Here is a 22,668-nt window from a genome sequence, read left to right on the forward strand (position 1 = left end):
TTAACCGGGCGTTGGGGAAACCGGTCGATCAGGCGTGCGGGGCCGCGGGCCAGTCCCCCGAGGCGACCAGGACGGCCGGACCGGAGAGATGGCTGGTCTCCTCGTCGAGGGTGACGGTCACGGTGCCGCCGAGAACGCGGACCGTCCACGTGCCGGTGGTGCGCCCCGAGGCGTGCGCCGCGGCCACTGCGGTCGCGACCGCCCCGGTGCCGCAGGAGCGGGTCTCCCCCGACCCGCGCTCGTGCACCCGCATCGAGACGGTGTGGTCGTCCACCCGGTTGATCAGCTCGATGTTGACCCCGTCGGGATAGACCTCGCGGTCGAACCCGGGCTGCGCCGTGAGGTCGAGCCCGGCCACCGGGTCGTCGATGAGGCAGGCCAGATGCGGGTTCCCCATGTTCACGTTCAGGCCGCGGTACTCCCGGCCGTCCACGGTCGTACGGCTCTCGCCGAGCACGCGGGGCCTGCCCATGTCCACGGTGACGTCGCCCTCGGCGGCCAGCCGTACCCGCTTGACGCCGGCCCGGGTGGCGACGCCGAACTCGCCGGGCGCGGCCAGCCCGGACGCGACGAGATAGCGGGCGAAGACCCGGACGCCGTTGCCGCACATCTCGGCCAGGCTGCCGTCGGCGTTGCGGTAGTCCATGAACCACTCGGCGAGGCCCGCCTGGTCGGCCACCTCGGGGCACAGCTTGGTGCGTACGACGCGCAGAACGCCGTCGCCGCCGATGCCCGCGCGCCGGTCGCACAGCGCGGCGACGGTCTCAGGTGTGAGATCGAGCCCCGCGTCCGGATCCGGGAGGATGACGAAGTCGTTCTCGGTGCCGTGTCCCTTGACGAACCGCATGGAAGCGAATTTTAGTCGCCGCCCCCACCCCGGACTCCGGCGCCTGTGGAAACCCCGCCCCGTCGGCGAGCGCGGGCCGCCCGGACCAGGCGAAGCGCCGCTTCCCCGGTTCGACCGGTGGCTCCCCGGGCCGGGGAGCGCGTCACGGCCTGATCAGGGCGAGCGCCCGGTCGGCCAGGTCGGGGGCGTCGAACGGCAGCCACACGACCCGGGGGTCACGGCGGAACCACGACTCCTGCCGGCGGGCGAACCGGCGGGTCGCCCGGACCGTCTCGTCCCTGGCCTGCTCCTCGGTCCACTCCCCGCCGAGGAAGCGCAGCACCTGCGCGTAGCCGAGCGCGCGGCTCGCCGTCCGCCCCTCCGCCAGGCCGTGCTCCGCGAGCCGGCGCACCTCGTCGACGAGGCCCGCGCTCCACATGCGGTCCACCCGCAGGGCGATCCGCTCGTCGAGGATCGGCCGCGGCACCTCGACGCCGATCTGCACGCTGTCGTAGACCGAGTCGTACGAGGGCATGGTGGCCGAGAACGGCCGCCCGGACAGCTCGATCACCTCCAGCGCGCGCACGATCCGGCGGCCGTTGCTCGGCAGGATCTGGGCCGCCGCGACCGGGTCCTCCCTCGTGAGCCTCGCGTGGAGCGGGGCCGGTCCCGTCTCCGCCAGCTCCTTCTCCAGCCGCTCCCGGATCGCGGGGTCGGTCCCCGGGAACTCCAGATCGTCGAGAGCGGCGCGGACATAGAGCCCGGAGCCTCCGGCGAGGATCGACACCCGGTCCGCCGACCTGAGCCGGTCGATCAACGGCCGGACCAGCCCCTGGTACTCCGCGACGCTCGCGGTGCGGGTCACCGGCCAGATGTCCAGCAGGTGGTGGGGAACGCCCTTCCGCTCCGACACGGTCAGTTTCGCCGTCCCGATGTCCATGCCTCGGTAAAGCTGCATGGAGTCGGTGTTGATCACTTCGCCGCCCAGCCGCAGCGCCAGATCCACGGCCAGGTCGGATTTTCCGGCCGCCGTGGCACCCACGACGGCGATTACAGGTAGTCGCCCCACAACGGTAAGTCTCTCAACTCCTGGGTAAGGGGGAGCCGTACGGCCCGGTCGCATCGAATCGGGGTGAATGTCACGATGTCGATCATCGACAAGGTCAAGGAGATGCTCAGCAACACGGCCGAGAGGCTGCAGAGCATTCCGAAGCAGCGTCACGCGAAGACCCACAAGACCATGGGCGACGTGACGGACAGGGGACGCGAGACGTTCGAGGGCACCGAGGGCAGGCTGGGCGAGGGCCGACTCGGCGAAGGCAGGTTCGGCGAGGAGACCGGCAGGAGGCCGGAAGGGCCGGACGACATCACCGGCGGCACCGGCGGGGCCGGACCCCGCTGACCTTCGCCCGCGCCACGCGAGCCGCTGAGGGCGGGCGTCCGGGCAGGCGGCGTCTGAGGTGGCGTCCGAGGTACGGTGCCGCTCCGCGAGCCGCGGAGCGGCACCGCCTCAGAGGTCCCAGTCCAGGGTGGGCTGCAGGTAGCCCTCATGGGTGAGCAGCCAGCGCTTGGACTCCACGCCCTCGCCGCCGCTGAACCCGCCCAGGCCGTTGCCCGCGACGACGCGGTGACAGGGCACGATGATCGGTATGGGGTTGCTCCCCATGATCGATCCGATCCCGCGCGCCGGGACTCCCGTCCCGCTCCGGGCGGCCAGGTCGCCATATGTCACGACCTGTCCCCACGGGACCGTGGCGAAGAGGGTGCCCAGCACCCGGCGCTGCGTCGAGGACGTGAGCCGCCAGTCCAGCGCCACGCCGAACTCGCGCAGCTCGCCGGCGAAGTACGCCGCGAGTTCTTCGCGGGCGGGCGCCGTACGGGCCGGGTCGTCGACGGCGGCCATGCGCAGTCGCTCGCCGATGCGGGCGCGCGCGGCGGGGCTGTCCTGGAACACCGTGGCGGCGACGCCGTCCTCCGTCACGGCCGCGAGGACGTCGCCGACTTTCGTCGGAACGCTGGCGAAGGCGACTGTCTCCATGTGCTCCATTCTTCCGGTCCGTGCCGGTTCCCGGGACCTTTCGCTTCCGGTGAAGAGTCCGGCCCGTGCCTCCCGGCGTTCGGCGTCCACAGGAAAACCGCCGTCGCGGGGAGGGGTCGGCGCGCCGCGATAGTTTTCAGACGTGCTTCGCGAACTCGTCGTCCTCGGGACCGCCAGCGCCGTGCCGACCCGGCAGCGCAACCACAACGGCTATCTCCTGCGCTGGGACGGCGAGGGATTCCTGTTCGATCCCGGCGAGGGCACGCAGCGGCAGATGGTGCACGCCGGGGTGAGCGCGCACGACATCACCTGGATCTGCGTCACGCACTTCCACGGCGACCACTGCCTCGGGGTCCCCGGCGTCGTCCAGCGGATCGCCAGAGACCGCGTCACCCACACGGTCCAGGCGGCGTACCCGGCCGCCGGCGAGACGTACTGGGAGCGGCTGCGCCACGCCTCCGCCTTCGCCGACACCACGGTCGTCAAGGCGCGTCCCGTTTCCGGCGAGGTCACGCACCTTCCGGCGGGCCCGGTCACGCTCACCGCGCGTCCGCTCTCCCATCCCGTCGTGTCGTACGGCTACCGCGTCGACGAGCCCGCCGGGCGGCGGATGTTGCCCGCCGAGCTGGCCGGGCGCGGAGTGACCGGCCCCCTGATCGGCGAGTTGCAGCGGAACGGCACGGTGACCGCCCCCGACGGCTCCACCGTCCATCTCGCCGACTGCAGCGTGCCGCGCCCCGGCCAGAGCGCGGCCTTCGTGATGGACACCCGGCTCTGCGACGGCGTGTTCGCGCTCGCCGAGGGGGTCGATCTGCTCGTCATCGAGTCCACGTTCCTGTCCGCCGAGTCGGCCCTGGCCTCCGAGTACGGGCATCTCACCGCGGCCCAGGCGGGGAAGGCGGCGGCCGAGTGCGGAGTGCGGCGCCTCGTCCTGACCCACTTCTCGGAGAGGTATTCGGCGGACGACGAGCAGCGCTTCCTCGACGAGGCGGGTGAATCGTTCACCGGGGAGATCGTCCTCGCCCGTGACCTGATGCGGGTTCCCGTGCCGAAACGGCAGAGCTGACCGCCTCCCGCGCGTGCCCGCCCGGCCGCCTAAACGGGCTCAGCCGGCGACCACCGGGCGACGAAGTAGCCGACGCCATAGGGCGCGTCCTTGTAGAGCAGTTCGCCGCGCAGCCCGCCACCCGGGCGTGCTCCCGCGTCGTCGCCGCGTACGCCCCCGGGTGGCGGAGCCGACGGGGAGCCGAGCCGCTCCTGGGGTGCTCCGGCGCCCTGGGCGGCGGCGGCGAGCACCTGGAACGCGGCCCGCCCGGCCACCCACAGGTCCGCGGCCTCGTCCGGGTCCAGGGCGGCGAGCCGGTCCGTCCGGACGTTCCCGAGCGCCTCGGCCACCATCTCGTCGTACGGCGCCGCCGCCGGACGCAGATATCCCGGGGACTTCTCCGTCAGCCGCGCCGACCCGTCCCCCATCGCGAGGACGGCCACCCTGCCGCCCGCCCGTGAGATCCTCCCGCCGATCGCCGCGCACTCGCCGGGCGACGCGTCGAAGGCGACGGCCTCGAACCGGACGGCCGGCACGGGCTCGGGCGGCTCAGCATGGTCGAGCAGCCAGCGGCCCACCGTGAGCGACAGGGGAAGCACGGGCGCGCCCCGGCCCACGCGGACGTCCGCGCCCCACGGCCGCAGCGTCCCCGCCGCGTCGCCGGGAAAGGAGGCGCTCCGCTCCGCCCCGCCGAGCACGACGATCAGGTCCGGCTCGGACCGGACGAGGGACCGTACCGCGTCCACGCATGCCGTACGGAGTGGGTCGAGCTCGGAAGCGGCCGCTCCGGCGAGCTCGGGGACGATCAGTGGCGGATGCGGGCATACCGCGGCGGCGACGAGCACCGCCCCAGGCTATCCGTCACGATGTCGGCCGCGGCTCTCCTCCGGAGCGCACGGGCCCGGGCATCGGTCCGCTGAAGGACGGATCAGTTACCGGCCGCCGGCTCTCCGGGTTCGACGACACCGGCGCCTCCGGTGCGGTCGACCGCGTCCGGGTCGCTCCCGTCGGAGGCGGGCGGCTTGGTGGGCGACTTCCCGGTGGTCGACGTCTTCGCGTCGTTCGTGCTGGGCGCCCTGCCGCCGTTCGTGCCCGCCGTGCCCGATCCGGAGCCGCCGCCCGTCGGGGACGTGCCGCCGCCACCGCCGCCGGCCGAGTCGCCGCCCGCGTCCGTGTCATCGGAGGCGGCGGCGTCCCCGCCCGCGTCGCTCGGCGCGGAGTCGTCCGGCGCGCCCTCGTCGCCCGCCCCCGTCTCGCTGTCGGCGGTGGGGCGGCTGTCGGCGGTCTCGCCGCTTGGGACGGACCCGCTCTTTCCCTCCGGGTCGCCGGCGACCGCGTAGACGATGCCACCGCCGGCCAGGACCGTGACGAGCGCGGCCACCGCGATGACCCTCTTGTCCGGGCCCGTCCTACGGCGGGCGCGTCCACCCGAGGCGGCGGCTCTCGGCGGAGCGGGGGTGGGCCGGGTCGGCTCCTCCTCGTTGTACGGCGGTCGATCGTGCCTGTCCAAGATGACAACTCCCTGCGGCTGGTCGGGGAAACCTCCAGGCTCCCGAAGGGTCCGGCCAGCCTAGCCAGCGAAGCCACCTTTCGCACATTAATCACTCAAATAGCATCACTTCACATGTAATGATCTTAAATCGCCCAGGTCACATCCGATCGGCCCGCCCCCGACGCCTGGCGGGCCCCGCGCAAGATCGCCCGATCGAAGCGGAGATCGCGGAATCGGTGTCGTACCCGCGACGGGTGGACCACACTGGTCCCGCCTCCCCGTAACGGAACGGCACCGGCCGATCACGAAAGAGTCATGCTTTGCCAGGCTTGCGCGATTTTGCGGACTTCAGTGGGGACCTTCCATCGCGGCGACGGCGCCCATGGCGTACGGGCGTCGCCCTGGCAGGAGCGGGCGGCGTCGTCGCGCTCGCCGGGTTCGGCATCGTCCTCGGCGTCCTCGGCGGCACGGCGGGAAGTGGCGACGAGCGCCATGCCCCGAAGGACGGCGCACATCTCGGCGCGCTCGGCTCGGGACACGGCGCGGACGCCCTCGGCCGCGTACGCGGAGACCGAGGGACGGAGCGCGACGGCACGCCGGGGGGCGCTCCGTTGGCGGGCGACGGCTCCGGCGTGACCGGAGGGGCCGGCGCGACCGGCGACGTGGACAGCGGCGGAGCCGTGACGGGCAGCCCCGCGGCTACCCCGTCCGCCGTCACTCCCTCGGGGGCCGGCGCCGCCGGAACGGGCGGCCTCGGCGTGAGCGTCCTTGGCCCCTCCGCCTCCGGTGGAACAGGACGCGCAGGAGCAGGACGTCTGGACACGGGTCCCCTGGAGACGGGCGACCTCGGAACCGGCCACTCGGGATCCGCGGGATCGCGGATGGACACCCTCGCAAGAGAGGGCCGCGGTTCGGACGGCCGTGGTTCGGGCGGCCGCGGTTCGGGCGGCCGCGGTTCAGACGGGCGTTCAGACGCGCAAAGAACAGGCGGGCAGGGAACAGGCGCGCGCGGAATCGGCGGTCTGGTGTCGGACGGTCTCGGAGCGGAGGCGCGGATGGCGCCGGTGCCGTTCCCCCCTCCGCCGCCGGTCCGGGACTCCCGGGGCGGTGCGGGGCGGACGTCCCCCGGCACGGGAGGAGCGGCCCCGGAACGGACTCCCGCTCCTCCGAGGCCGACGGCGCCCACGAAGACGGCGGGCGCGGGAAGCGCCTCGAACACCGGAAAGCCGGAGACCGCACGGCGGACGCCCGCCCCCAAGCCGTCCCAGCGCACGGGACCGCGCGACCGCGCCGTCCCCGACCCCTGCGCCACGTTCCACGACCTGCGCCGGGACTACTGCTACCAGTTCCTCGACAGCCTCACCCTGCCCCGCCGCTGACCGGTCCCGTCACTCATACGGCGATCACTCCGGAGTCGGGCAGGACACGGCGGATCCGGCGGCCCCCCACCATGGCCCCCGGCCACGGCCGGGCGGACACCTCGGCCCGGGTCGGCGCCGCGGCCGGACCTGGGAGGAAGCGCTGCGACGCGGTTACGGGCGGGTGGAGCAGGCCGAGGAGGACTCGGGAGCGGCCGGGGGGCGGCCGATGGTCGGCATGCCCAGGCTGACCGCGCGTCCGGTGTCCGGCGCGGCCTGCCGCGCCTCCCACGCGTCCCCCGCGCGCGTACGCCGTACCGAGACGACCTTGTCGGCGACGAGGTGGTGCGGGGCGGCGTAGGTGACCTCGGCGGTCACCATGTCGCCGGGGCGGGCGTCCACGGCCGCGAGGTGCACGAGGCGGTTGTCGGCGGCGCGGCCCGACAGGCGGCGGGTGGCGTCGTCCTTGCGGCCCTCGCCCTCGGCGATCAGCACTTCGAGGGTGCGGCCGACCTGCTTCTTGTTCTCCTCCCAGGAGATCTCCTCCTGGAGGGCCACCAGCCGCTCGTAACGCTCCTGGACGACGGCCTTGGGCACCTGGTCCTCCATCGTCGCCGCCGGAGTGCCCGGACGGATGGAGTACTGGAACGTGAAGGCGTTGGCGAACCGGGACGCGCGCACGACGTCGAGGGTCTGCTGGAAGTCCTCCTCGGTCTCGCCGGGGAAGCCCACGATGATGTCGGTCGAGATGGCGGCGTCGGGCATGGCGGCCCTGACCCGGTCGATGATGCCGAGGTAGCGCTCGGCCCGGTACGACCGGCGCATGGCCTTCAGCACCCGGTCGGACCCCGACTGCAGGGGCATGTGGAGCTGGTGCATCACGTTCGGCGTCTCGGCCATCGCGTGGATGACGTCGTCGGTGAACGCCGCCGGGTGGGGCGAGGTGAAGCGGACCCGCTCCAGCCCGTCGATCTCGCCGCAGGCGCGCAGCAGCTTGCCGAACGCGAGCCGGTCGCCGAACTCGACCCCGTAGGTGTTGACGTTCTGTCCCAGGAGCGTGATCTCCAGGACGCCCTGGTCGACGAGGGTGCGGACCTCGTTCAGGATGTCACCGGGCCTGCGGTCCTTCTCCTTGCCGCGCAGCGACGGCACGATGCAGAACGTGCAGGTGTTGTTGCAGCCGACGGAGATGGCGACCCAGGCCGCGTAGGGCGACTCGCGCCTGGTCGGCAGCGTCGAGGGGAAGGTCTCCAGCGAGTCCTTGATCTCGACCTGCGCCTCGTGGGCGACGCGGGCGCGCTCCAGCAGCACCGGGAGCGAGCCGATGTTGTGCGTGCCGAAGACGACGTCCACCCACGGGGCCTTGCGGACGATCTCGCCCTGGTCCTTCTGGGCGAGGCAGCCGCCGACGGCGATCTGCATGCCCTCCCGGGCCATCTTGATCGGCCGCAGGTGCCCGAGGTTGCCGTAGAGCCGGTTGTCCGCGTTCTCCCGCACGGCGCAGGTGTTGAACACGACGACGTCCGCCGTCTCCCCCTCGGGGGCGCGGACGTATCCGGCGTCCTCCAGCAGCCCGGACAGGCGCTCGGAGTCGTGCACGTTCATCTGGCACCCATAGGTCCGTACCTCGTACGTGCGGGCGCCTGCTTCGGTGACAGTCATCTCAACCAACAAGGGTAGGCGCTTCGGCGACCCCGGAACGCCTCCACCGGCCCGTCCCGGACGGGACGACGGCGCTCCAATCCGCGCGGCCCGACGGCGGCCCGACAATGGCCGGAAACAGGCGGTCAAAGGATCATGTGCGGCCCGTTTCCGGCCCCTCCCCCTTTGCGCGACTCCCGCCCGCCGGGCCCGCGTCCCGGCGGCGCCCCAAGCGAGCCCGGGTGAACGGCGAAGCGCGCCTCATTCCCCTCGATTCGCGCGGCGTGTAACCGGGTCGCATTCACCCCGGTCGCGCGGCGCGGCATCCGGCCGCATTGACCGCAGTCACGGGCGCGCCGCCCGATTCGGGATCTTGGTCACCTGCCCCTTGCGACCGGTCATGGCGCTACGAGAAGATCTCCGAACGACTTTGGGCCAGAAGATGACACCCATTACGGGTTGGCACCATTTTGGTCACATTTCCCTCACGCATTGAGAAATGACGATATGAGGAGGCTGTGGTGCAGCCCCAGGAGAATGTCGAGCAGTTCGGATACCGGCAGGAATTACGCCGCCGCATCGGGCTGAGCGACCTGGTGTTCTACGGTCTGATCTTCATGGTGCCGATCGCGCCGTTCGCGATTTTCGGCAACGTATTCCACATCTCCAAGGGGATGCCCGCCCTCACGTACGCCATCGGGATGGTCGCGCTGCTGTTCACGGCGGCCTCCTACGCGCAGATGGTCAAGGCGTTCCCGCTGTCCGGATCGGTCTACAACTACGCCGGTCGCGGCATCGCCGCCCCCATCGGTTTCATGACGGGATGGGCGATCCTGCTCGACTACATCCTCGCCCCGGGCCTGCTTTACCTGGTGGCGTCGATCGCCATGAACGCCTCCGTTCCGGCGGTGCCGGTCGCGGTGTGGCTGGTCTTCTTCGTGGTGGTCAACACGGTCATCAACATGCGCGGCATCCGGATGACCATCTCGCTCACCAAGGCGCTGATCACGGTCGAACTGGTCGTGCTGGGCCTGTTCCTCGCGGCGGGCGTCTGGGCGCTCATGCAGGGCAAGGGCCGCGGGTTCAGCCTCACGCCGCTGTTCAACCCGGACACGTTCTCCTGGCCCGTCGTGTTCGGCGCGGTCTCCGTCGCCGTCCTGTCCTTCCTCGGGTTCGACGGCATCAGCATGCTGGTCGAGGAGGCCAAGGGCGGCTCCGCGCAGGTCGGCAAGGCCATGCGGCTGGCGCTGATCCTGGCCGGCGTGCTGTTCATCGTCCAGGTGTGGGTCGCCGCGCTGCTGGTCCCCGACCCGGCCGGCCTGCTGGCCAACGGCGACCAGGCGGGCACCGCCTTCTACGACACGGCGGAGGTGGCCGGAGGAAGCTGGCTCGCGCACCTCACGTCCACCGCGACGGCCGTCTCCTGGGGCCTCGCCGACACGATGGTGGCGCAGGTGGCCGTGTCCCGGCTCCTCTACGCCATGGCGCGCGACCGGCAGCTCCCGTCCTTCCTGGCCAAGGTGTCGGTCAAGCATTCGGTGCCGACCAACGCCATCCTCTTCGTCGCCGCGCTGTCCATCGTCCTCGGCCTGTGGATGTCGAACCGCGCCGACGGCGTGGACCTGCTCAGCAGCCTGATCAACATGGGCGCGCTGATCGCCTTCATCGTGCTGCACATCTCGGTGATCACGCACTATGTGGTCCGCCGCAAGTCGACCGACTACTGGGCGCACCTGGTCATGCCGCTCATCGGCATGGCGATCCTGATCTTCGTCGTCGTGAACGCCAACATCCTGGCCCAGAAGGTGGGCCTGATCTGGCTCGCCATCGGCGCCGTGGTGCTGCTCGTCCTGTACCTCAGGGGACGCCGGCCGGCGCCGGCCGGCCTGGCCGCGACGGGCGAGCACGTGATGGAGGAGCAGCGATGAACCGGCCGCCGCTCTATCACGACCTCTATCTGATCGCCCACGACCAGACCGGGAAGCCGCTGGTCCACCTGTCCTCGCTGAGCGTCGGACTGGCGGGCGCGGTGCTGCTCGACCTGGCCCTGAGCGGTCGCCTGGACATCACCCAGGGCCGGCTCGCGGTGTACGACCGCAGCCCGATCGGCGACATGATCGCCGACAGCCTCGTCCCGGTGATCCTCAAGGATCGCGACAACCGGGACACCAGGTTCTGGATCAAGAAGGTGGCCGAGGACGTCTACGACCGCGCCTGCGGCGGCCTGGTCGCCGCGGGCGTCCTCACCAAGGTGACCCGGCGCCGCATGGGCGTGATGGCGCAGACCCGATACCAGCCCGCCGACATCGCCCCCGTCGTACGGGCTCGCGCCGGGGTGCGGGGCGCGGCCGAGACCGGCGAGCAGGCGGACGCGCGGTGCGCCGCGCTGTGCGGCCTGGTGGGCGTGCTGCGGCTGGAGGGGGCGCTCCACCTCGCCCAGCCGTCCGGCCAGCTCGTCGGCCGCCTGCGCGCCATCGCCCGGGAGTACCCGCGTCCGGTCAACGAGGTCATCGGCGTCGTCGAGACCCTCATCACCGAGAACGCGATCGCCCTCTACCGCTGACCCCGCCGACCCAGGACAATCCCCCTCGAACAGGGACAATGTCCCATTCTTCCTGGCAGGATCGTCGCTACTCTGAAGGGGCGATCAGGGAGGTCACGTGCGGCGTGCGGCATGGCCCGTCTGCGCGGTCACACTCCTGCTGGTCACCGCGGCCCTCGTCCTGGGCGTACACAACGGGATGGGACCGCTCTCCCAGAGCCACCTGCTCTTCGTCGCCGCGTACGGCGTCGTGGGCGGGCTCATCGGCGCGCGGCGGCCGGGCAACACGATCGGCCTCGTCATGGCGGCCGGCGGCCTGTGCTTCGCCCTCCTCGACGCCTTCGGCCAGTACGCGATCTACGCGCGGGGCGCCGGAGCGCCGCTCGCCCGGGCCGCGGCCTGGCCGCAGACCTGGCTGTGGGTCCCGGCCAACCTCACGATCGCCGCGATCCCGCTCTTCTTCCCCGCCGGACGGCTCCCCTCGCCGCGCTGGCGGCCGCCGCTCCGCGCCCTGGTCGTGGTCGCCCTGGCCTCGATGGCGCTGAGCGCCGTACGACCCGGCCCCAACGACCAGGCGGGGCTCGGCACGGCCGTGGTCAACCCGCTCGGCGTGCCCGCGCTGGCGGACCTCTCCCGGGCCGTCGACCCGTTCATGACGGTGCTCTGCGGCGTCCTCTTCGTCGCCGGCGCGATCGACCTCCTCCGCCGCACCAGGCGGGCCGGACGGCGGGAGCGCGACCAGCTCAAGTGGCTGGTGTACGCGGCCGGGCTGGCCGGGCTCATCGTCGTCGCCCGCCTGATCGCCGGGCTCACCGACGACGTACCGGGACTCGTCTGGCCGGCGAGCAGCACGATCTGGGAGCTGGTGGGGACGCTGGGCGCCGTTCTCGTGCCGGTCTCGGTCGGCGTGGCCGTGCTCCAGCACAGGCTGCTCGACATCGACCTGGTCATCAACCGCACGTTCGTGTACCTCCTGCTCTCCGGATGCGTCGTCGGCGGGTACGTCCTGACGGTCGCCTACCTCGGCGCGATCTTCCGCTCCGAGGGCGCGCTGCCGGTCTCGATCGTGGCCGCCGGGGTGGTCGCGCTGGTCTTCGCGCCGCTGCGGGACCGCGTCCAGCGCTCCATCAACCTGGTCATGTACGGCAGGCGCGACGATCCGTACGCCGCGCTCGCGCTGCTGGGCAGGCGGCTGGAGGAGACGGCGGAGCCGTCGGCCGTGCTGGCGGCGGTGGCCCGCTCCGTGGCCGAGGCGCTGCGGCTGCCGCACGTCGCGGTGGAGGTGGCCGGCGGCCCGTCGCACGCGCACGGCGCACCCGCCCCCGATCCCGTACGGCTCCCGCTCGTCTATCACAACGAGCCCGTCGGCGAGCTGGTCCTGTCCCCGAGGCCCGGAGAGAGCGGGTTCGGCGCCAGGGACCGCCGCGTACTCGCCGACCTGGCCAGGCAGACGGGCGTCGCCGTCCACTCCGTACGGCTGTCCGCCGACCTGCGCCGGTCACGCGAGCGCCTGGTCATCGCCAGGGAGGAGGAGCGCCGCAGGCTCCGCCGGGACCTCCACGACGGCCTCGGCCCCACGCTGGCCGCGCTCACCATGCGGGCGGAGGCCGTACAGGACCTCGTCTCGGACGCGGCGGCGAAGGCGATGCTGGAGGAGATCATGGGCGACGCGCAGGCCGCCATGGCGGACGTCCGCACGCTGGTGGACGGGCTGCGGCCGCCCGCTCTCGACACCCTCGGCCTCCTCGGCGCGATCCGCTCGCACGTCGCCGGCGTGCCCGGGAGCGTGGGGGCGCGGCTGGACGTGCGGGTGGAGTCCGCCGGAGAGCTGCCCGCCCTGCCCGCAGCGGTGGAGGTCGCCGCGTTCCGGATCGCCGTGGAGGCGCTGGCCAACGTGCGCGGCCACTCCGGGGCCGCGCACGCGCGGGTGCGCCTGTCCGTGGCCGGCGGGAGCCTGGTCCTGGAGGTCACCGACGACGGGCGGGCCGCGTCGGCCCCGGAGGCCGGCGCGCCGGCGGGAGCGGGCGTCGGCGTCGGCGCGGGCGTGGGGACGGCGTCGATGCGGGAGCGGGCGGCCGAGCTGGGCGGGTCGTGCGTGATCGAACCGCGTGCCGAGGGCGGCACCCGGGTGCGGGCCGAGCTGCCCCTCGGCGCCGGAGGAGCCGGCCCGGGACACCGGGAGGCGACGGAAGGAGAATCGGAGAGCGATGAAGCCGATCCGCGTGCTGCTCGTTGACGACCACGCCGCGTTCCGCGCCGGGCTGCGCGCGCTGCTGCGGGCGGTGGAGGACGTGGAGGTGGCCGACGAGGCCGCCAGCGGCGAGCAGGCCGTGGCCCTCGTGTCCGGGACGCAGCCCGACGTCGTGCTGATGGATCTCGCGATGCCCGGCATGGGCGGCGTCGCGGCCACCGAGCGGATCGTGCGGGACCATCCCCACGTGCGGGTCCTCGTGCTCAGCATGTCCCACGACGACGACTCGGTGCTGGCCGCCGTACGCGCCGGGGCCAGGGGCTACGTGCTCAAGGGGGCGCGGCGGGCCGAGCTGGTCCGCTCGATCCAGGCCGTCGCCGAGGGCGAGGCCATCTTCGGCCCCGCCCTCGCGGCCCGGCTGACGGACTACTTCTCCCGGGGAACGGCCGGGGCGGGCGGGGAGGAGCGCTTCCCCGAGCTGACCCGGCGGGAGCGGGAGATCCTGGGCATGATCGCCTCCCATCTGACCAACCCGCAGATCGCGGCCCGGCTCAGCCTGAGCCAGAAGACGGTGCGCAACCACGTGTCGAGCATCTTCACCAAGCTGGGGGTCGCGGACCGGGCCGGGGCGATCATCCTGGCCAGGGAGTCCGGCCTCGGCGGCTGACGGGAGGACTCAGGCGGCCCGCCAGGCGGCGATCGGCATGCGCAGCACCCTGACGCCCACCCAGCCGAACGCGGCGAGCTGGAACAGCGCCCCGATCGCCTGCACGTACGGCGCCTGGCCCATGGTCAGGAACGGCCCCACGACGCCCATCAGCGTCACCGGGGGCAACCACCACGGCCCCGCCTTGGCGAGGGCCAGGCCCGTCATCAGCGTGAGCACGCCCACGTGCGCGAGGAAGCCCGGCAGCAGCGTGCCGTAGACGAAGCCGCCGAGCGCGCCCGCCGCCTCCGTCACGCGTACGGCCTGCTCGGCCGGGACGGTCTGGGCCAGGGCGAGGTCGTAGAAGTCGGTCGTGAAGAGCGCGACCGCGCTGGCCGCGCCGGCCAGCCCGATCGCGGCGCCGACGTTCCCGGTCCGCGGCATCCGGGCGCGCAGCAGGTGCGCGAGCCCGAGGATCGCGGGGATCATGGCGATCGTGCCCCATTGGAAGAGCAGGGCGCTCACCTGCACCTGCGCCGGCCGACCGGCGAACACGGCCGGCTCGTGGGCCGCGCCCGGCGGCGAGGTGAGGAACGCCAGGAACTCCAGCACCGGCCAGGCCAGCATCGCGGCCCCGGCGACGTTCCTCCGGAACAGATCCGGTTCTCTCAACATCGGTGAATCACCACTTCCACAGCTCCTTCACGGGTCTCCGGCCGCTCGCCGACAGGGCGGTCGCGGCGGATCCAGGGAAGCGCGGCCCCGTCCCGGGACGGATGAGCCGCGGGCCCGCGATGACCGGGAGGAATGTCCCGGCGTGCGGGGCCCTCGGAAGCCTGTGATCTGATCGGTACCGGGACTTAGTGACTTGGCGACGTTGACCCCCGTACGTTGTCCACCATGACAGAGCCTGGTGACCTCGGCCCGCTTGTCAGCCTGCAAGGCGTCAACAAGAGCTTCGGCACACTCCATGTCCTCAAGGACATCAACCTGAGCGTCGCGCGCGGCGAGGTCGTCGTGGTCATCGGGCCGTCCGGCGGCGGCAAGTCCACGCTGTGCCGCCTGGTCAACCGGCTGGAGACCATCGACTCGGGGTCGATCACCTTCGACGGCCAGGAGCTTCCCGCCGAGGGCAAGGCGCTGGCCCGGTTCCGATCGGACGTCGGGATGGTGTTCCAGTCCTTCAACCTCTTCTCCCACAAGACGATCCTGGAGAACGTCACGCTCGGGCCGATCAAGGTCCGCAGGATCTCCAAGGAGGCGGCGGAGAAGCGCGGCATGGAGTTGCTCGAACGGGTCGGCATCGCCTCGCAGGCCGCGAAGTACCCCGCCCAGCTCTCCGGAGGCCAGCAGCAGCGCACGGCCATCGCCCGCGCGCTGGCCATGGATCCCAAGATGATCCTCTTCGACGAGCCGACCTCCGCGCTCGACCCCGAGATGGTCCAGGAGGTGCTCGACGTCATGACCGGCCTGGCCCGCGACGGCATGACGATGATGGTCGTCACGCACGAGATGGGGTTCGCCCGCCGGGCCGCCAACCGCGTCGTGTTCATGGCCGGCGGCGAGGTCGTCGAAGAGGCCGAGCCCGACGAGTTCTTCGACAACCCTCGGACCGACCGGGCCAGGGACTTCCTTTCCAAGATCCTCACGCACTGATCACGCGATCCTCCCCGAGCCGCGATCCGGCTCGGCGTACGGAATGAAGAGGTGGCAGTTATGCGAGCACGTCGAGTCTGGGCGGCTCTCGCCGTCGCCGCCACAGCCGCGAGCCTTTCGGCCTGCGGCGGGGGCGACGAGAGCTACTCCAGCATCGCGGAGAAGCTGCAGAAGGCACAGAAGGTGGTTGTCGGCACCAAGTGGGACCAGCCCGGCCTGGGCCTGAAGAAGGGCGCCGACCCCGAGGGCTTCGACGTCGACGTCGCCAAGTACGTCGTCAAGGAGCTCGCCGGAGGCAAGGACGTGGACATCACGTGGAAGGAGTCCGCGTCGTCCAACCGCGAGGCGTTCCTGGCCAACGGCACCGTGGACATCATCTTCGCCTCCTACTCCATCACGGAGAGCCGCAAGGAGAAGGTGACCTTCGGCGGCCCGTACGTCGTGGCCCACCAGGACGTCATGGTCCGCAGCGACGACAGCGCGGTCACCAAGCCGACCGACCTGGCCGGCAAGCGGATCTGCCAGGCGGCCGGTTCCAACTCCTACAAGCGGATCACCGACCCGCCGCCGGACGGCGAGCTCGACCTCGACGCCCAGCTCGTCGGCGCGGCCACGTACTCCGAGTGCGTGAGCAAGCTCGGGGGCAACAACCTCGACGCCGTCACGACCGACGACCTGATCCTGGCCGGGTTCGCCGGTCAGGCCCCGGGCAAGTTCAAGATCCTCGGCCAGCCGTTCACCGACGAGAAGTACGGCGTCGGCCTGAAGAAGGGCGACACCAAGACCTGCGAGGCCGTCAACGCCGCCATCACCAAGATGTACCAGGACGGCACCATGCAGCAGCTTTTCACCAAGTGGTTCGGCCAGGCACAGGGGCTCAAGGCCCCCACCGGCGCTCCGACGTTCGAGCCCTGCGCCTGACCGTGTCCTGAGGACACCTGAAACGGCCGCCGCCGAGCCGGACACCCGGCCGGCGGCGGCCTCCCCCACCGGTGGAGCACGATGGACGATCTGATCAAATACGCGCCGGACCTGCTGGCCGGCTTCCTGGAGAACGTCAAGCTCTCTCTGATCTGCGCGGTCCTCGCGCTGGTTCTCGGCACGATCCTGGTGTCGATGCGGGTGGCGCCGACACCGGTGCTGCGCGCCGCCGGAAGCATGTACGTCAACGTCGTACGGAACACGCCGCTGACGCTGGTGCTGGCCTTCTCCTCACTGGGCCTGAGCGACACCATGGGCCTGTCCTTCTCCGAGACCCCGCGGACCAACAGCTTCTGGCTGGTCGTCTTCGGACTCTCCGCGTACACCGCGACCTTCGTCTGCGAGGCGTTGCGCGCCGGCATCAACACGGTGCCGCTCGGGCAGGCGGAGGCGGCGCGCGCCATCGGGCTGACGTTTTTCCAGTCCCTGCGGATGATCATCCTGCCCCAGGCGTTCCGCACCGTCGTCGCGCCGCTGGGCAGCGTGATAATCGCGATGATCAAGAACACCACCGTGGCGATCGCCGGAGGCTACCTGATGGAATCGGCCTTCGTCATGAGGGACACCTTCGACGACACGGGCGTGTCCATCCCGATCTTCATCGGGCTGGTCATCGCGTTCATGGTCGTGACGCTGCCGGTCGGGTTCCTCACCAACCGCCTGGCGTCGAGGCTGGCGGTGGCCCGATGAGCGCAGGAGTCCTCTTCGACGCCCCGGGTCCCCGCGCCCGGGTGCGCAACGCGATCCTGACCGCGGTGTCCGTGGTCGTCCTGGTCGCCGCCGTGTACTTCGTGTACGCCAGGTTCGACGCGAAGGGACAGTGGGAGGGCGAGCTCTGGAAGCCGTTCCTCGAAGGCTCCACCTGGACCGAGTACATCATCCCCGGGCTGCTCGGCACTCTGAAGGCGGCCGGCATCAGCGCGGTGTGCGCGCTGATCTTCGGCGCTGTCTTCGGCCTCGCCCGGCTCTCCGACCACCGGTGGGTCCGCGGCGTCGCGGGCGCGGTCGTCGAGACGTTCCGCGCGATCCCGCTGCTGCTGCTGATCTTCTTCCTGTTCTTCCTCGCGCCGAGCGTGTTCGGCAGCGGCGACTACACGCTGATCGCGCTCGTGACCGGGCTCACGCTGTACAACGGGTCCGTGCTGGCCGAGATCGTCCGGGCCGGGGTGCGCGCGGTGCCGATCGGTCAGGCGGAGGCGGCGCAGGCGATCGGGCTGCGCAAGAGCCAGATGATGCGGCTGGTCCTGCTGCCCCAGGCGGTCACCGCGATGATGCCGGCCATCGTGAGCCAGCTCGTCGTGCTGCTCAAGGACACCGCGCTCGGCTACATCATCGCGTACGTGGACCTGCTCAACATGGGGTTCAAGATCATCCCGGCGGTGTACTTCGGGTCGCTCATCCCGGCCGCGATCGTCATCGGCGTGATCTACGTCGGGCTCAACATGTCGCTCAGCGCGCTCGCCACCTGGCTGGAGAAGCGCACCAGGCGCAGCACCCGTACGGCGGCGACCCCGATCGCCCCGCCCGGATTCGTCGGCGAGCCCGACTCCACCGGGGCCGGCGGAGTCGGCGCGGTGGCCTGAGCCGGACGTCGGACCGCCTGCGGCGACCGGTCCCCCCACCGGTCCGACCGGTCACGCCGCCGACGAAGTGGCGCCGGGGCGGCTCGGGAGGGTGAGCGGCCGGCGGCGAGGTCTTTCCGGTTCCTTGTCGTGTCGCTGCTTGGCCTTGGGCGTCGCACGCCCGGATCCTTGGGCTCGTGCGGCGCGTCGCGGCCCTGTTGGCGGGCCTTTCCCTGGTGTGCGCCTCCCTCACCGCGTGCGGAAAGGGCGGCGTCCTCGTCGTCGGCGTGCGCGTCGGATATCCCGGGCTGGTCGTCCGGCTCCCCGAGAACGGCTACACCGGCTTCGACATCGCCGTCGCCCGATATGTGGCGCGCGAACTCGGCTACAGCCTCGGGCAGATCGCGTACACGGGCGATCTCGCCGGCGCCGACATGGTCGTCGGCACGACGGACGCTCCCGACGCCGCCGGGCCGTACCTCGTGACCGGCTCCGACCTCCTGGTCCGCGCCCGCGACCTGAGCATCGCCGGGCCGAAGGACCTGCGGCGACGGCGCGTGTGCGGCACCGTCGCGGACGCCGCGCCGCTGGTACGCAGGTTCGGTCCCGCGTGGAAGGCCGCCTTCCTCGCGGAGGCGAACGTCCCGGCCGCGTGCGCTCCGCTGCTGGCCAAGGGGACGATCGACGCCATCGTGGCCGACGCGCCCGTCCTGGTCGGGCTCGACGCGCAGTACCCCGGCCGGTTCCGGCTCTGCGGCCGCTCGATCGCCGTCCACCGGTACGGCATCGGCGTCCGTACGGGCGGGACCCGGGAGGAGATCGACGCCGCGCTGCGGCGGATGTTCGACGACGGCTCCTGGAACCGGGCGGTGATCCGCTATCTCGGCGTGCTCGCCGCCCGCTACACCAGCCCTCCACCCCTCGACGTGAGCGCGCGGTAGGGCTTTCCACAGATCGTCGGGGCGGGCGGACGCGGTCACCCTCCTTCCGGCAGGATGGGGCCATGTCCCCCGCCATGCCGCATGCCGCCTGGTCGTCACCGATCTCGACCACCGACGTCGCCCGGTCGGGGCTGTCCCTCGGCTTCCCCACCGTGCTGGGCGAGGACCTGTGGTGGGAGGAGGACCGGCCGGCGGAGGGCGGTCGGCGCACCGTCGTCCACCGCGACGCCGAGGGCGTCCTGCACGAGTTGCTGCCCGCGCCGTGGGACGCGCGCACCCGTGTCCACGAGTACGGCGGGCGCTCCTACGCCGTCGTGCCGGGGGTCGGGATCGTCTTCTCCCACCACCGCGACCAGCGGCTCTACCTCGCCGCCGCCGGGGCGGAGCCCCGGCCGCTGACGCCGGAGCCCGACCGGGCGTGCGCGCTGCGCTACGCCGACCTGCTCGTCCACGAGGGGCCGGACGGACCCGAGCTGTGGTGCGTGCGCGAGCGCCATCACGACGACGGCCGGGTCGGCCGCTCCATCATCTCCCTGCCCCTCGCCGACCACCTCCCCGCCGTGGAGAACGACCGTTCCGGCTTCGTCGACCATCCCGGCTCCACGGACCGTCCCGGCCGGTCCAGCCGGACGGAGCCCCGGCGTTCCGACGGGACGGGTCCCCTCTCCAGCGGCCCGCACGCGCCCGGAACGCCGGAACCGCCCGCCGCCGCGGAGGGGATCGTCGAGCGGGTGAGCGGAAACGACTTCTACGCCTTCCCCACGCTCTCCCCCGACGGGCGGCACCTCGCCTACATCTGCTGGGACCATCCGGCCATGCCGTGGACCGGCACCGAGCTGCGGGTGACCCGGATCTCCAACGGCCACACCGTGACGATCGCGGGCGGCGCCGACGAGTCGGTGCTGGCGCCGTGCTGGCGTGACGACCACACGCTCTACTTCGTCTCCGACCGGTCGGGCTGGTGGAACCTCTACCAGGCGGGCCTCCTCGACGGCTCCCGCCGCGCCCTCCACCCGGCCGACGAGGAATTCGCCGGGCCGCTGTGGCAGCTCGGCGGCCGGCCGTACCAGCCGCTCGGCGACGGCCGGCTCGCGGTGCTGCACGGGCGCGGCGACCTGCGGCTCGGCCTCCTCGATCCGGCGGCGGGGACGCCCTCCGACGTGGAGGTCCCCTACAGCGGCTGGATCCCCGCGCTGGCCGGCGACGGCCGCACCGTCGCCGGGATCGCGTACGGCCCGCACCTGCCCAGGGCGGTCGTCCGGATCGACGGCGGCAGCGGCCGGATGGAGTTGTTGTGCGGCGACACCGCCGAGCTGCCCGACCCCGCCTACCTCCCCACGCCGCGGGCCGTCGAGATCGAGAGCGGCCACGGCCGCCCCGTTCACGGTTTCCTGTACCCGCCGTCCGGCCCCGGGGTGTCGGGGGCGGCGGCCGCGCCGTACGTCGTCTTCGTGCACGGCGGTCCGACGGGACACGCGACGACCGAGCTCAGCCTGGAGAAGGCGTTCTTCACCAGCCGGGGCATCGGCGTGCTCGATCTGAACTACGGCGGCTCGACCGGGTACGGCCGCGCCTACCGGGAGCGCCTGCGCGGGCAGTGGGGCGTCACCGACGTCGAAGACGCCGTCGCGGCGGCGCGGTGGCTCGCGGCGGAGCGCCTGGCCGACGCGGCGCGCATCGCGATCAGGGGAGGCAGCGCGGGCGGCTGGACCGTGATGGCGTCCTGCTGCGCCTCCGACGTCTTCGCCGGAGGCGTGTCGATCGCCGGGGTCAGCGCCCTCGCCCCGCTCGCCGCCGCCACACACGACTTCGAGTCCCGCTACATGGACTGGCTCGTCGGCCCCGAGACGCTGTACGGCTCCCGCGAACCTCTGGCGCGGGCAGGCGAGATCGACTGCCCGATGCTGCTGATGCAGGGGCTGGCGGACCCGGTGGTGCCTCCGGCGCAGTCCGAGGCGTTCGCCGACGCGCTGTCGGCCCGCGGCGTGCCCTGCACCTACCTCGCCTTCGAGGGCGAGTCGCACGGCTTCCGCCGCCAGGAGACCAAGGCGACCGCCCTGGCCGCCGAGCTCTCCTTCTACCTGCAGATATTCAGCGGCGGGGCGGCCTGACCCCGGTGAGGACGACGATCCCGTGGAGGGCGGCCGGTCGCCGCCCCCGCGTGAGCCGTACGGCCGCGGTCCTGGGCGCGATCACGGCCGCCGCCGCGGTGCTCTACTCTGCCGCGGGCCTGATCCGCCTGCACGCCTTCCGCCTGGGCACCTACGACCTGGTCATCTTCGACCAGGCGGTCCGGTCCTACTCGCGTTTCGGGCTGCCGGTTTCACTCGCGAAGGGCGTCCACAACGACTTCGGGCCGGACTTCTCTGTCCTCGGCGACCACTGGTCGCCGATCCTGGCCTCGCTGGCGCCCTTCTACTGGCTGCACGACGGCCCCGGGACGCTGCTCGTCCTCCAAGGGGTGCTGCTGGCCGCCGCGATCCCGCCGCTGTGGTTGTTCACCCGGCGGCGGCTGGGCTCGGCCGCCGCCCACCTGGTCGCGGGCGCGTACGCGCTGTCCTGGCCGATCGCCGAGGCGGTGGTCTTCGACTTCCACGAAGTGGCCTTCGCGCCCGCGCTGACCGCCTGGATGATCGAACGCCACGACGCGGGCCGCACGAGACAGGCGGTGCTGGCCGGCGTGCTCCTCCTGTGCGTCAAGGAGGACATGGGGTTGGTCGTCGCCGGGTACGGCATGTTCCTGCTCGCCGTCCGCCGCCCGCGTGCGGGGCTGGCGCTGGTGGCCGGCGGTCTCGCCGCGGTGATGGTCACGACCCGGGTGCTCATCCCGGCCTTCGGCGGCCGGGCCGACTACTACTGGGCCTACGGGTCGCTCGGGCCCGACCTGCGCGGCGCCGCCGTACGGGCGCTGACGCACCCGTGGGAGGCGCTGGCGCTGCTGGTCACCCCGCCCGAGAAGGCCGCGACGGTCGCCCTCCTCGGCGTGATGGTGCTCTTCCTGTGCCTGCTCTCGCCGCTGACGCTGATCGCGGTGCCGCCGCTCGCCGCCCGGATGCTGGCGAGCTCGTTCCCGAACTGGTGGGGAACGGAGTACCACTACAACGCGTTCGTCGTCGTGGTGCTCTTCTGCGCGGCGGCCGACGGCATCGCCCGGACCCGGCTCGTCACGCGGAAGGTGCCGCTGGCCGCGTCGCTGCTGGTGGTCGCCGTCGCTCTCGTGCCGTTCTTCGCGTACGGGCGGTTGCTCACCCCCGGGAACCGCGTCCAGGCCGCCTCCGGGGCGGCCGCCGCCGTACCGGACGGGGTGCTGGTGGAGGCGGCCAACTACGTCGGTCCCGCGCTCACCGGGCGTACGCGGGTACTGCTGTGGGACCGGCGCCCGCGCTGGGCGCCCTGGGTGGTCGCCGACACGGGCAGGAAGACGTTCCCGTTCACCGGGCTCGACGAACAGCGCGCACGTGTGGACCTGTTGCGCCGGAACGGCTACCAGGTCGTGTACGACCGCGACGGCTACGTGGTGCTGCGCGCGGCCCCGGACGCGAGGCCACCCGACCTCGCCCGGCCATGACAGCACCGCATTCCGTTCGGCCATGACAGGACCGCCGGCTCGGCCGTGGCAGGACCGCTTTTCGCTCGGCCGTGACAGGACCGTGCCCGGCTCCCCATGACAGGACCACATTCTGCTGGGCCGTGACAGGACCGTCGGCTCGGCCGTGGCAGGACCGCTTTTCGCTCGCCCGTGACAGGAC

22 protein-coding genes are annotated in these 22,668 nt (G+C 72.3%); 14 read left to right on the forward strand and 8 right to left on the reverse strand.

Translation table 11 applies throughout. The features are described 5' to 3' along the window. Positions 1–28 precede the first annotated feature (28 nt). Together dapF and miaA are read right to left on the reverse strand one after the other, a co-directional pair. Positions 29–847: a diaminopimelate epimerase gene (gene dapF, locus AWQ70_RS20365; RefSeq protein ID WP_067178564.1), complete on the reverse strand. Its 819-nt coding sequence runs from the start codon at positions 845–847 to the stop codon at positions 29–31. Between the two features lie 142 nt (positions 848–989). Beyond that, complete coding sequence (gene miaA, locus AWQ70_RS20370; protein ID WP_245647061.1) at positions 990–1,895, reverse strand: tRNA (adenosine(37)-N6)-dimethylallyltransferase MiaA; 906 nt, start codon at positions 1,893–1,895, stop codon at positions 990–992. Positions 1,896–1,970: 75 nt separating this feature from the next. On the opposite strand from miaA, the gene AWQ70_RS20375 reads away from it, so the two are divergent. Continuing rightward, positions 1,971–2,228, forward strand: coding sequence for a hypothetical protein (locus AWQ70_RS20375; protein ID WP_067178566.1), 258 nt, complete (start codon positions 1,971–1,973; stop codon positions 2,226–2,228). Positions 2,229–2,336: 108 nt separating this feature from the next. Here AWQ70_RS20375 and AWQ70_RS20380 read toward each other — a convergent pair whose 3' ends face one another. Then, positions 2,337–2,864, reverse strand: coding sequence for a methylated-DNA--[protein]-cysteine S-methyltransferase (locus tag AWQ70_RS20380; RefSeq protein WP_218004606.1), 528 nt, complete (start codon positions 2,862–2,864; stop codon positions 2,337–2,339). 142 nt (positions 2,865–3,006) lie between these two features. Between AWQ70_RS20380 and AWQ70_RS20385 the strand changes: the two genes are divergently transcribed. Beyond that, on the forward strand, positions 3,007–3,930 hold the full coding sequence (locus AWQ70_RS20385; RefSeq protein WP_067178568.1) for a ribonuclease Z: 924 nt from the start codon (positions 3,007–3,009) through the stop codon (positions 3,928–3,930). A gap of 29 nt (positions 3,931–3,959) precedes the next feature. Here AWQ70_RS20385 and AWQ70_RS20390 read toward each other — a convergent pair whose 3' ends face one another. The 3 genes from AWQ70_RS20390 to AWQ70_RS20400 form a co-directional block, all read right to left on the reverse strand. Then, a complete protein-coding gene (locus AWQ70_RS20390) occupies positions 3,960–4,754 on the reverse strand; it encodes a class III extradiol ring-cleavage dioxygenase family protein (RefSeq protein ID WP_067178569.1) in 795 nt (264 codons plus the stop codon). 83 nt (positions 4,755–4,837) lie between these two features. Continuing rightward, the gene (locus AWQ70_RS20395) at positions 4,838–5,419 is read right to left on the reverse strand and encodes a hypothetical protein (RefSeq protein WP_157530203.1); all 582 of its coding nucleotides are present in this window, start codon (positions 5,417–5,419) and stop codon (positions 4,838–4,840) included. 284 nt (positions 5,420–5,703) lie between these two features. Beyond that, the gene (locus AWQ70_RS20400) at positions 5,704–5,895 is read right to left on the reverse strand and encodes a hypothetical protein (RefSeq protein ID WP_157530204.1); all 192 of its coding nucleotides are present in this window, start codon (positions 5,893–5,895) and stop codon (positions 5,704–5,706) included. A gap of 531 nt (positions 5,896–6,426) precedes the next feature. Here AWQ70_RS20400 and AWQ70_RS20405 point away from each other — a divergent pair. Next, the gene (locus AWQ70_RS20405; protein ID WP_067178572.1) at positions 6,427–6,780 is read left to right on the forward strand and encodes a hypothetical protein; all 354 of its coding nucleotides are present in this window, start codon (positions 6,427–6,429) and stop codon (positions 6,778–6,780) included. Between the two features lie 153 nt (positions 6,781–6,933). On the opposite strand, the gene miaB is transcribed toward AWQ70_RS20405, so the two are convergent. After that, positions 6,934–8,421 carry a tRNA (N6-isopentenyl adenosine(37)-C2)-methylthiotransferase MiaB gene (miaB, locus tag AWQ70_RS20410; protein WP_067178573.1) on the reverse strand — a complete coding sequence of 496 codons (1,488 nt, stop codon included), beginning with the start codon at positions 8,419–8,421 and terminating at the stop codon, positions 6,934–6,936. Between the two features lie 500 nt (positions 8,422–8,921). Here miaB and AWQ70_RS20415 point away from each other — a divergent pair, with 500 nt between their 5' ends. The 4 genes from AWQ70_RS20415 to AWQ70_RS20430 all read left to right on the forward strand — a co-directional run bounded on the left by AWQ70_RS20415 (position 8,922) and on the right by AWQ70_RS20430 (position 13,800). Next, entirely contained in the window at positions 8,922–10,328 is a 1,407-nt protein-coding gene (locus tag AWQ70_RS20415) for an APC family permease (protein ID WP_067178670.1), read from the forward strand. Further along, positions 10,325–10,963, forward strand: a complete 639-nt coding sequence (locus AWQ70_RS20420) for a GOLPH3/VPS74 family protein (protein WP_084517474.1) — start codon at positions 10,325–10,327, stop codon at positions 10,961–10,963. The genes AWQ70_RS20415 and AWQ70_RS20420 overlap by 4 nt, the downstream gene beginning before the upstream one ends. Before the next feature lie 97 nt (positions 10,964–11,060). Continuing rightward, on the forward strand, positions 11,061–13,178 hold the full coding sequence (locus AWQ70_RS20425; protein WP_067178574.1) for a sensor histidine kinase: 2,118 nt from the start codon (positions 11,061–11,063) through the stop codon (positions 13,176–13,178). Continuing rightward, complete coding sequence (locus tag AWQ70_RS20430) at positions 13,150–13,800, forward strand: response regulator transcription factor (RefSeq protein ID WP_084517476.1); 651 nt, start codon at positions 13,150–13,152, stop codon at positions 13,798–13,800. Before AWQ70_RS20425 ends, AWQ70_RS20430 begins: the two co-directional genes overlap by 29 nt. A gap of 9 nt (positions 13,801–13,809) precedes the next feature. Here AWQ70_RS20430 and AWQ70_RS20435 read toward each other — a convergent pair whose 3' ends face one another. Further along, the gene (locus tag AWQ70_RS20435; protein ID WP_067178575.1) at positions 13,810–14,454 is read right to left on the reverse strand and encodes a hypothetical protein; all 645 of its coding nucleotides are present in this window, start codon (positions 14,452–14,454) and stop codon (positions 13,810–13,812) included. Positions 14,455–14,679: 225 nt separating this feature from the next. On the opposite strand from AWQ70_RS20435, the gene AWQ70_RS20440 reads away from it, so the two are divergent. The 7 genes from AWQ70_RS20440 (at position 14,680) to AWQ70_RS20470 (ending at position 22,487) form a co-directional block, all read left to right on the forward strand. Then, on the forward strand, positions 14,680–15,435 hold the full coding sequence (locus AWQ70_RS20440) for an amino acid ABC transporter ATP-binding protein (protein ID WP_067178576.1): 756 nt from the start codon (positions 14,680–14,682) through the stop codon (positions 15,433–15,435). A gap of 60 nt (positions 15,436–15,495) precedes the next feature. Further along, a complete protein-coding gene (locus AWQ70_RS20445; protein WP_067178577.1) occupies positions 15,496–16,356 on the forward strand; it encodes a glutamate ABC transporter substrate-binding protein in 861 nt (286 codons plus the stop codon). 81 nt (positions 16,357–16,437) lie between these two features. After that, positions 16,438–17,106: an amino acid ABC transporter permease gene (locus AWQ70_RS20450; protein WP_067178578.1), complete on the forward strand. Its 669-nt coding sequence runs from the start codon at positions 16,438–16,440 to the stop codon at positions 17,104–17,106. Further along, positions 17,103–17,999: an amino acid ABC transporter permease gene (locus tag AWQ70_RS20455; RefSeq protein WP_067178579.1), complete on the forward strand. Its 897-nt coding sequence runs from the start codon at positions 17,103–17,105 to the stop codon at positions 17,997–17,999. Before AWQ70_RS20450 ends, AWQ70_RS20455 begins: the two co-directional genes overlap by 4 nt. Before the next feature lie 176 nt (positions 18,000–18,175). After that, positions 18,176–18,919 carry a type 2 periplasmic-binding domain-containing protein gene (locus AWQ70_RS20460; RefSeq protein WP_067178580.1) on the forward strand — a complete coding sequence of 248 codons (744 nt, stop codon included), beginning with the start codon at positions 18,176–18,178 and terminating at the stop codon, positions 18,917–18,919. A gap of 62 nt (positions 18,920–18,981) precedes the next feature. After that, complete coding sequence (locus AWQ70_RS41350; RefSeq protein ID WP_245647062.1) at positions 18,982–21,030, forward strand: S9 family peptidase; 2,049 nt, start codon at positions 18,982–18,984, stop codon at positions 21,028–21,030. 5 nt (positions 21,031–21,035) lie between these two features. Then, the gene (locus AWQ70_RS20470) at positions 21,036–22,487 is read left to right on the forward strand and encodes a DUF2079 domain-containing protein (RefSeq protein WP_245647063.1); all 1,452 of its coding nucleotides are present in this window, start codon (positions 21,036–21,038) and stop codon (positions 22,485–22,487) included. Positions 22,488–22,668: the final 181 nt, after the last annotated feature.

Source organism: Microtetraspora niveoalba, assembly GCF_001570405.1.
GTDB lineage: Bacteria > Actinomycetota > Actinomycetes > Streptosporangiales > Streptosporangiaceae > Microtetraspora > Microtetraspora niveoalba.

What these genes read in the sequence shown, in the direction of transcription:
- AWQ70_RS20455 (WP_067178579.1), top strand. Translation starts at nt 17,103, where the DNA reads ATGAGCGCAGGAGTCCTCTTCGACGCCCCGGGTCCCCGCGCCCGGGTG.
- AWQ70_RS20430 (WP_084517476.1), top strand. Translation starts at nt 13,150, where the DNA reads ATGAAGCCGATCCGCGTGCTGCTCGTTGACGACCACGCCGCGTTCCGC.
- AWQ70_RS20420 (WP_084517474.1), top strand. Translation starts at nt 10,325, where the DNA reads ATGAACCGGCCGCCGCTCTATCACGACCTCTATCTGATCGCCCACGAC.
- miaB (WP_067178573.1), bottom strand. Translation starts at nt 8,421, where the DNA reads ATGACTGTCACCGAAGCAGGCGCCCGCACGTACGAGGTACGGACCTAT.
- AWQ70_RS20450 (WP_067178578.1), top strand. Translation starts at nt 16,438, where the DNA reads ATGGACGATCTGATCAAATACGCGCCGGACCTGCTGGCCGGCTTCCTG.
- AWQ70_RS20435 (WP_067178575.1), bottom strand. Translation starts at nt 14,454, where the DNA reads ATGTTGAGAGAACCGGATCTGTTCCGGAGGAACGTCGCCGGGGCCGCG.
- dapF (WP_067178564.1), bottom strand. Translation starts at nt 847, where the DNA reads ATGCGGTTCGTCAAGGGACACGGCACCGAGAACGACTTCGTCATCCTC.
- AWQ70_RS20400 (WP_157530204.1), bottom strand. Translation starts at nt 5,895, where the DNA reads ATGGCGCTCGTCGCCACTTCCCGCCGTGCCGCCGAGGACGCCGAGGAC.
- AWQ70_RS20375 (WP_067178566.1), top strand. Translation starts at nt 1,971, where the DNA reads ATGTCGATCATCGACAAGGTCAAGGAGATGCTCAGCAACACGGCCGAG.
- AWQ70_RS41350 (WP_245647062.1), top strand. Translation starts at nt 18,982, where the DNA reads ATGTCCCCCGCCATGCCGCATGCCGCCTGGTCGTCACCGATCTCGACC.
- AWQ70_RS20445 (WP_067178577.1), top strand. Translation starts at nt 15,496, where the DNA reads ATGCGAGCACGTCGAGTCTGGGCGGCTCTCGCCGTCGCCGCCACAGCC.
- AWQ70_RS20440 (WP_067178576.1), top strand. Translation starts at nt 14,680, where the DNA reads ATGACAGAGCCTGGTGACCTCGGCCCGCTTGTCAGCCTGCAAGGCGTC.
- AWQ70_RS20380 (WP_218004606.1), bottom strand. Translation starts at nt 2,864, where the DNA reads ATGGAGACAGTCGCCTTCGCCAGCGTTCCGACGAAAGTCGGCGACGTC.